The 5,567-nt window shown below is 65.2% G+C and carries 7 protein-coding genes and 1 pseudogene; 1 reads left to right on the top strand and 7 read right to left on the bottom strand.

Annotation, left to right across the window (positions count from 1 at the left end; translation table 11 throughout):
• Nucleotides 1–38 precede the first annotated feature (38 nt).
• The 7 genes from BN1969_RS13075 to ylxM all read right to left on the bottom strand — a co-directional run bounded on the left by BN1969_RS13075 (nucleotide 39) and on the right by ylxM (nucleotide 3,711).
• Nucleotides 39–575, bottom strand: coding sequence for a dihydrofolate reductase family protein (locus BN1969_RS13075; RefSeq protein WP_050624701.1), 537 nt, complete (start codon nucleotides 573–575; stop codon nucleotides 39–41).
• Complete coding sequence (rimM, locus tag BN1969_RS13080; RefSeq protein WP_050624702.1) at nucleotides 575–1,072, bottom strand: ribosome maturation factor RimM; 498 nt, start codon at nucleotides 1,070–1,072, stop codon at nucleotides 575–577. The genes BN1969_RS13075 and rimM overlap by 1 nt, the downstream gene beginning before the upstream one ends.
• Before the next feature lie 61 nt (nucleotides 1,073–1,133).
• Nucleotides 1,134–1,364: a KH domain-containing protein gene (locus tag BN1969_RS13085; RefSeq protein WP_050624703.1), complete on the bottom strand. Its 231-nt coding sequence runs from the start codon at nucleotides 1,362–1,364 to the stop codon at nucleotides 1,134–1,136.
• A gap of 21 nt (nucleotides 1,365–1,385) precedes the next feature.
• A complete protein-coding gene (rpsP, locus tag BN1969_RS13090; protein WP_050624704.1) occupies nucleotides 1,386–1,625 on the bottom strand; it encodes a 30S ribosomal protein S16 in 240 nt (79 codons plus the stop codon).
• 60 nt (nucleotides 1,626–1,685) lie between these two features.
• Complete coding sequence (locus BN1969_RS13095; RefSeq protein ID WP_050624705.1) at nucleotides 1,686–1,934, bottom strand: hypothetical protein; 249 nt, start codon at nucleotides 1,932–1,934, stop codon at nucleotides 1,686–1,688.
• A gap of 29 nt (nucleotides 1,935–1,963) precedes the next feature.
• Nucleotides 1,964–3,343 (bottom strand): signal recognition particle protein, encoded by a 1,380-nt coding sequence (gene ffh, locus BN1969_RS13100; RefSeq protein WP_050624706.1) that lies wholly within the window; start codon nucleotides 3,341–3,343, stop codon nucleotides 1,964–1,966.
• A gap of 2 nt (nucleotides 3,344–3,345) precedes the next feature.
• Nucleotides 3,346–3,711 (bottom strand): YlxM family DNA-binding protein, encoded by a 366-nt coding sequence (ylxM, locus tag BN1969_RS13105; protein WP_050624707.1) that lies wholly within the window; start codon nucleotides 3,709–3,711, stop codon nucleotides 3,346–3,348.
• A gap of 184 nt (nucleotides 3,712–3,895) precedes the next feature.
• Between ylxM and BN1969_RS13110 the strand changes: the two are divergent.
• Nucleotides 3,896–5,567, top strand: a pseudogene (locus BN1969_RS13110) (hypothetical protein); the annotation flags it as partial.

A 5,567-nucleotide genomic window follows, 5' to 3' on the forward strand; every position in this document is an offset into this window, starting at 1 on the left:
CCCCGCCTGCGTTTCATACAGGCGGGGCTAGCGGCGGGTCAGCGGGGTTCATAGGTCAGCTCGGCGATCCCGTTGCTGTGGGCGGCGGAGACCAGACGCAGGTCCTGCTGGGGCAGCCCGCGGGAAAAGAGGGGGATGCCCTCCCCCAGGATCACGGGGATCACAGAGACCACATATCGGTCGATGGCGTTTTTCCGGATCAGCTGGGCGGCCGTGTCGGCGCCGCCGCAGATCCAGATGTCCCGCCCGGCGGGCTCCCGCTTCAGCTGTTCCACCAACTGGTGGGCCGGACCGCTGAAAGCCTGGATCTTCTCCGTCTGGGGAGGGAGGGGGCGGTGGGTGAGCACATAGCAGTCCAATCCCCGGTAGGGCCAGCTGCCGGGAGAGAGCTGGGTGACCACCTGGTGGTAGGTGGTCCAGCCCATGACCACGGTGTCCACTGTGGAGAGAAAGGCGGGGTAGGTCCCCGGGTCCGGGTCATCAGGGTCCTGGCCGGCCAGCCAGGAGACATCCCCGTCCGGGCGGGCCAGGCAGCCGTCCAGGCTCATGGAGATGTAGAGGACGGTGCGGCGCATCACAGGCCCTCCATCATGTTGACCCGGAGGTATCCCTCGTCCACGTTGACCTCCGCGATGAACTGGTCCACCGCGGGGATCATCAGCTCCCGGGCGCCGCCGCGGACTACATACACATTGTTGGCGGGCAGGGTGAGGATGTCCGCGATCTGTCCCAGCACCGCGCCGCTGGCGGCGTCCCGGACCTCCATTCCCATCAGGTCAGCCAGGAAAAAGCTGCCCTCCGGGAGCTGGACATCCTTCCGGTCGATGTACAGCACGGCGTTGCGCATGGCCAGAGCACTGTTGACATCGGTGACGCCCTGCAGCTTCAGGATGACCATGTTTTTGTGGACCCGGGCCCGCTCCACCTGGATGGGCCAGTGGGAGCTGTCCACATAGAGGGTCTTGAACTGGCAGAGAAAGTCCGGGGAGTCCGCCCAGGGCTGTACCCGCACCTCGCCCATAATGCCGTGGACGTTGGTGATCTTTCCGACCTCCAGATACTGTTCTTTCATGGGGATTCTCCTTTCCTCCGGGGTAAGACAATGGCGCAGGATCTCCCTGCGCCATAACTGTCTAGTCGACGATCTCGACGGAGACACGCTGACCGGTGCGCTGGGCCACGGAGCGGATCAGGGTGCGGATCTCCTTGGCGATGCGGCCCTGACGGCCGATCACCTTCCCCATATCCTCCGGAGCCACACGGAGCTCCAGCACGGTCTCGCCGTCGCTCTCATGCTGGGTGACAGACACCTGATCGGGGTGGTCCACCAGATTCTGGGCGACATAGGTCAAAAGCTCTTTCATTTGCCTGACAGACCTCCAGCCTTACAGCGCGCCGGCCTTTTTCAGAAGGGAGCGGACGGTGTCGGTGGGCTGAGCACCGGTCTTGATCCAGGCCTGAGCCCGCTCGGCGTCCACCTTCAGCTCGGCGGGGGTGGTCAGAGGGTTGTAGGTGCCGATTTCCTCGATGAAACGGCCGTCACGGGGATAGCGGGAATCCGCCACCACGATACGGTAGAAGGGAGCCTTCTTCGCGCCCATGCGGCGCAGTCTGATTTTAACCATTTATATTCACCTCCAAAAATTTCTTGCGTATATGGAAAACACCGAAGTGTTTGCCAGCGTTCAAAATTGGGCCAGCAGCCCGAACAGGAGAAAGGATGCCCCCAGCAGGCGGGGGAACCATAGGGCCCGCGCTCCCCACTGGATGGAGATGTTTACCGGGACCACCGGGTGGAGAACGAAGCCGGCCCCCACCAGAAGAAAGGCCAGACGGCCCACAATGGGGAGATGGAGCAGGGCTGACAGGATGGACAAGATAACGATGACCAGGAAGCTGGCAAGCATCTGATCGAAAAAGGTCCACTTTTTCATGGTCCGTGCTCCTTTCCGCCGTCGGGGAGTCAGAAGGGGAGGCCGGGCATCTTGCCGCCCAGCATGCCCTTGCCGCCCTTTTTGCCCATCAGGCGGCGCATGGACTTGGGCATCTTGCCGCCGGCGAACTGCTTGGTCATGGCCTGCATCATCTCGAACTGCTTCAGCAGCCGGTTGATGTCCACCACCTGGGTGCCGGACCCGGCGGCGATGCGCCGCTTGCGGCTGGAGTTGAGCACATTGGGATTTTCCCGCTCATAGGGGGTCATGGAAAGGATGATGGCCTCCATCCGCCCCAGCAGGGACTCGTCCATGGAGGCCCCCTCCAGATCGGAGGCCTTGACGCCGGGGAGCATCCCGGCGATCTCGGACAGGGAGCCCATATTCTTCAGCTGAGCCATCTGCTCATAGAAATCGGTCAGCGTGAATTTGTTTTTCCGCAGCTTCTCCTGGAACTCCAGGGCCTTCTGCCTGTCGAAGTTCTGCTCCGCCTTCTCGATGAGGGAGAGCATGTCGCCCATGCCCAGGATACGGCTGGCCATCCGGTCAGGGTGGAAGACCTCGATCTGGTCCAGCTTTTCCCCCACACCCACGAACTTGATGGGCTTGCCGGTGACTGCCTTAATGGAGAGGGCCGCGCCGCCCCGGGCGTCTCCGTCCAGCTTGGTGAGCATGACGCCGTCGATGTCCAGTGCGTCGTCAAAGGCCTTGGCCGCGTTCACTGCGTCCTGGCCGATCATGGCGTCCACCACCAGCAGGATCTCCGTGGGCTCCACGGCGGCCTTGATGCGCTTGAGCTCGTCCATCAGCTCCTCGTCCACATGGAGCCGGCCGGCGGTGTCCAGGAAAACCATGTCGTTGCCGTGCTGCCTGGCGTGCTCGATGGCGGCTCTGGCGATGTCCACCGGGTCGGTCTGACCCATCTGGAACACCGGGATGTCCAGCTGTCCGCCCACCACCTCCAGCTGCTTGATGGCGGCGGGGCGGTAGATATCGCAGGCGGCCAGCAGGGGCCGCTTGCCGTTCTGACGCTTCATCAGGCCGGCCAGCTTGGCGCCGTTGGTGGTCTTGCCCGCACCCTGAAGGCCCACCAGCATCACCACCGTGGGGGGCTTGGAGGAGATCTCCAGCTTGGTGCTGGTGCCGCCCATCAGGGCGGTAAGCTCCTCGTTGACGATCTTGATGATCGTCTGGGCGGGGGAGAGGGCCTCCAGCACGTCGGAGCCCACGGCCCGCTCGGTCACCTGAGCGATGAACTGCTTGACCACCTTATAGCTGACGTCCGCCTCCAGCAGGGCCAGGCGGATCTCCCGCATAGCCTCCTTGACGTCGGCCTCGGAGAGACGGCCCTTGCCCCGCAGCTTTTTGAATGCGGCGGAGAGCTTTTCAGAAAGTCCTTCAAACGCCATGGTTACTCCTTTTGAAGCACCTGGGCCAGCTCCCGGATCTCCCGGGCCGCCGCCTCGATGTCTGGGTCGTCATAGCTGCCGTTGCGCTCCAGGATCTTTTCCGCGTCCTCAGCGATCTGCTGGAGCTGCTTGTGCATGGCGTGGAACCGCTTGATCAGGCCGGTCTTATCCTCCAGATCGGTGAGGATGGCCTCGGCCCGGACGATCACGTCCCGGACGCCCTGGCGGGTGATGCCGCTGTTCTCCGCGATCTCGGAGAGTGAAAGATCCTCGTTATAGTAGAGGTCGTAAAACTCCTTCTGCCGCTCGGTGAGCACGTCGCCGTAAAAATCGTACAGCAGGGCCATGCGATAGGCCTGACTTTTCAAACTGTTCCACCTCCTGTTGAGATGTCGTAAAGCTCAAAAACTTTACATTCGGAATCATACCATAACAGAGCCCCCTTGTCAAGTGAAAAATCTGTACACTTGGCGGGGGTATATTCCCACGGCACCGGGGCAAAATCCATAATGATCGCCCAAAAAACGGTATGATGATTCAGGAGGAGCCGCCATGTCTGCTTCGAACACCGCCCATGTTCCCATGGATGAACCCCATCTGTCCCGATACGGGGCCAACGCCGCCCGGGCACTGGAGCTGGAGGGAGCGGTCCGCCCGGGGACTGTGGCCCGGGAGATGCGGCGCGCGCTGGCCGAGGTGGAGCGCGCCCGGCAGGAGCTGGCCCGCTGGGCCGAGGAGAGCGGGCGCACGCCGGGAGCGGTGGAGTGGCTGCTGGACAACGCCTATCTGGCGGCGCGGGAGGGGCGGATGGCGGAGCGGGCCTTCCGCAGGGGCAGGCCCCTGCGGCGCTGCCGGAACGGCCAGTCTGTCCTCCAGTGTGCCGCCCGGACGGCGCTTTGGGCGGTCCCCGACCTGGACCGCCGCCGCCTGACGGTCTTTCTCTCCGCGTTCCAGTCCGTACTGCCCCTCACCGAACGGGAGCTGTCCCTGCTGGTCCCCGCCCTGACCTGGGCGCTGCTGTGTCAGCTGCGTGGTCTGTGCGGGGACCTGGCGGCGCTGCGGGAGGAGCAGACAGGGCCCGCCCCCTTTGAGTCTGTCTTTGCCGGGCTGCGGGCCCTGTCCGATGGGGACTGGGGGGCGCTGCTGGAGTCGGAGAGCCGGGTGGAGGCTGTCCTGCGCCAGGACCCGGCGGGATGTTATGGCTCCATGGAGGACGCCACACGCCGGAGATACCGGGGACAGGTGTGCCGTCTGGCGAGAAAGAGCGGCATGGGGGAGGAGGAGACGGCCCGGCGGGTCCTGGAGCTGTCCCGGCAGGGGGCGGGGGCGGAGCGCCACGTGGGCTGGTTCCTCTTCCGCCGCCCGCTGGGGGCGGAGAAAAGGACACGGTCCGGGGCGTGCTATGGCCCGCTGGTCCTGCTCTCTGCCGCCCTGCTCTCCGCCGCTCTGGCTCTGCTGCTGGACAGCTGGGTGGGGGGGCTGCTGCTCTTTTTCCCCCTGTCCGATCTGGTGAAAAACAGCGCGGACTTTCTTCTGGTCCGTCTGGTGCCCCCGCGCCCGGTCCACCGCATGGCGCTGGAGTCCGGCATCCCGCCGGAGGGGAGGACCCTCTGCGTCATCGCGGCCCTGCTGACCGGAAAGGAGAGCGGCCGTGAGCTGGCAGAAAAGCTGGAGCGCTACCATCTGGCCAACCGGGACAGCGGCGGAGAGCTGCGGCTGGGGATGCTGGCCGATCTGCCCGACCGGGATTCCCCCATGGGGGCGGAGGGGCGGAGCTGGGTCCGGGAGGCCCGGAAGGAGGTGGACCGCCTGAACCGGAAGTACGGGGGCGGCTTCTACCTCTTTTTCCGGGAACCCCGTTACAGTGCCCGGGATGGGCGCTGGATGGGCTGGGAACGGAAGCGGGGCGCGCTGGTGGAGCTGGTGCGGCTGCTGAAGGACCGCCCCAGCGGGCTGGAGGTGCTCTCCGGAGACCGGGGGGCCCTGGCGGACACCCGCTATGTCATCACTCTGGACAGCGATACCAGCCTGAACGTGGGCGCGGCCCGGGAGCTGGTGGGGGCAATGCTCCATCCCCTGAATCAGCCGGAGGTGGACCTGGAGCGCCGGGTGGTCACGGAGGGGTACGCCCTGCTCCAGCCCAGAGTGGCGGGGGGGGTGGGCGCCGCCCACCGCCCCCCCCTCGCCCCGGGGGGTGGCGGGGTGGGGGGGGGCGGGCCCCCGG

The sequence above is a fragment of the Clostridium phoceensis genome (assembly GCF_001244495.1).
Classification (GTDB): Bacteria; Bacillota; Clostridia; order Oscillospirales; family Oscillospiraceae; genus Lawsonibacter; species Lawsonibacter asaccharolyticus.

Bases quoted from the DNA above. Each gene is read 5' to 3' on its own strand.
- BN1969_RS13075 (WP_050624701.1), bottom strand. From the start codon at position 575: ATGCGCCGCACCGTCCTCTACATCTCCATGAGCCTGGACGGCTGCCTG.
- rimM (WP_050624702.1), bottom strand. From the start codon at position 1,072: ATGAAAGAACAGTATCTGGAGGTCGGAAAGATCACCAACGTCCACGGC.
- BN1969_RS13085 (WP_050624703.1), bottom strand. From the start codon at position 1,364: ATGAAAGAGCTTTTGACCTATGTCGCCCAGAATCTGGTGGACCACCCC.
- rpsP (WP_050624704.1), bottom strand. From the start codon at position 1,625: ATGGTTAAAATCAGACTGCGCCGCATGGGCGCGAAGAAGGCTCCCTTC.
- BN1969_RS13095 (WP_050624705.1), bottom strand. From the start codon at position 1,934: ATGAAAAAGTGGACCTTTTTCGATCAGATGCTTGCCAGCTTCCTGGTC.
- ffh (WP_050624706.1), bottom strand. From the start codon at position 3,343: ATGGCGTTTGAAGGACTTTCTGAAAAGCTCTCCGCCGCATTCAAAAAG.